The sequence below is a fragment of the Methylobacterium sp. WL116 genome, assembly GCF_008039455.1.
GTDB lineage: Bacteria > Pseudomonadota > Alphaproteobacteria > Rhizobiales > Beijerinckiaceae > Methylobacterium.
The window spans coordinates 1-1535 of record NZ_VRUV01000783.1 but is presented as its reverse complement, the minus strand read 5'-3'; the positions used below and the strand labels follow the sequence as shown (position 1 = coordinate 1535).

The 1535-nt window shown below is 73.4% G+C and carries 1 protein-coding gene; it reads left to right on the top strand.

The genetic code is table 11. From position 1 onward, the window contains the following. The coding region (locus FV223_RS27295; RefSeq protein ID WP_147729828.1) for a TadG family pilus assembly protein at nucleotides 1-1448 on the top strand (1448 nt) is incomplete at its 5' end. Between the last annotated feature and the right edge of the window lie 87 nt (nucleotides 1449-1535).

The window sequence follows — 1535 nt, the reverse complement described above, 5'->3', positions numbered from 1 at the left end:
CGCTCGCCCGCCGCTCGCTGGCCGACAACGGCTACGCCGCCGCCACGGTGACGGTCTCGCCCGGGAGCTACGCCGGCAACGCCAGGATCGCGCCCGCCAGCCGGTTCCAGGCCGGCGCCAGCCCCGCCAACGCCGTCCGCGTCGGGCTGCGGACGGGGGTGCCGGTGCATTTCGCCCAGGTGCTCGGCCTGCCCAGGACCGTGCCGATCCAGGTGACGGGCACGGCCGCGAGCGCGCAGTTCGCCGCCATCTCGATCGGCTCCGGCGTGGCCGCGCTCGATGGCGGCATCGCCAACGCCCTGCTCGGGGCGATGCTGGGGACGAAGCTCTCGCTCTCCGTCCTCGACTACAACGCGCTGCTGTCGATGCATGTCGACGCCTTCCGCTTCCTCGACGCGCTGGCGACCAACCTAAACCTCCAGGCGGCGGACTACACCGACCTCGTCGCCGCCAACGCCAGCGTCGGGCAGCTCACCGCCGCCCTCAAGGTCGCGGCACAGGGCACGTCGGGGGCGGGCGCCGCGGTGACGGCGCTGACGAAGCTGATGGGCGCGCTGCCCAACGCCGGGGCGCTGATCCCCGTGGCGCAGGTCGTCGACCTCGGGGATGCGGCCGCCCTGTCCCCGGCGCGGGGCGCGGCCGGCCCCCTCGTCGGCCTGATGGACGTGATCTCCGACATCGCCGCCAACGCCAACGGCCAGAACCAGATCGCGCTCGACCTCGGCGCGACGGTCCCGGGCCTGCTCAACACGCGGCTGACGCTGGCGATCGGCGAGCGGCGCCAGGATTCCGGCTACGTCCAGCCGGGCACGCCGAACGCGACGGTCCACACCGCGCAGGTGCGGATGCTGCTCGAGACGACGCTGACCGCGCCGCTCGGCCTCGGAACCGTGACCCTGCCGATCTATCTCGAGGCGGCGCAGGCCTCGGCGACCCTGCGCGGGGTCGCCTGCCCCTGGACCGCCTCGACCCGGCGGCAGGCGACGGTGGATGCGCAGCCCGGCCTCGCGACCCTCGCCGTCGCCAACGTCCCGCGCAGCAGCATCGCGGTCGGCGCCGGCACGCCCGACCTGAGCCGGTTCGCGAACCTCATCGCGCTGCCGCTGCTGACGGTGCAGGGAACGGCGCGGACGACCATCGCCAGCCCGGCGCCGCAGACCCTGACCTTCTCCGACGACGAGATCACGCGGCAGGTCACCAAGACCGTGTCCACCACCGGCCTGACGCAATCGCTGACCGGAAGCCTGGTCCAGGGCCTGTCGCTCTCGATCAACGGGTTGATCGTGCCGCCCCTGCTCGGGCCGCTGCTGTCGACCGCGCTGATGGCGGTGACCCCGGCCCTCGACATGGTGCTCGACACGACGCTGCGCATCCTGGGGCTGCGCCTCGGCTACGCCGACGTCACCGTCGACGGCACAATGTGCAACCAGGCCGTGCTGGTACAGTAGCACGCCGCCGCTTCGGCCCGGCGCCTGCCGGACGCCCGGCCCGGCACGATCGATGTGCCGAAGCCGCGGCGTGCTACTGTACCAGCA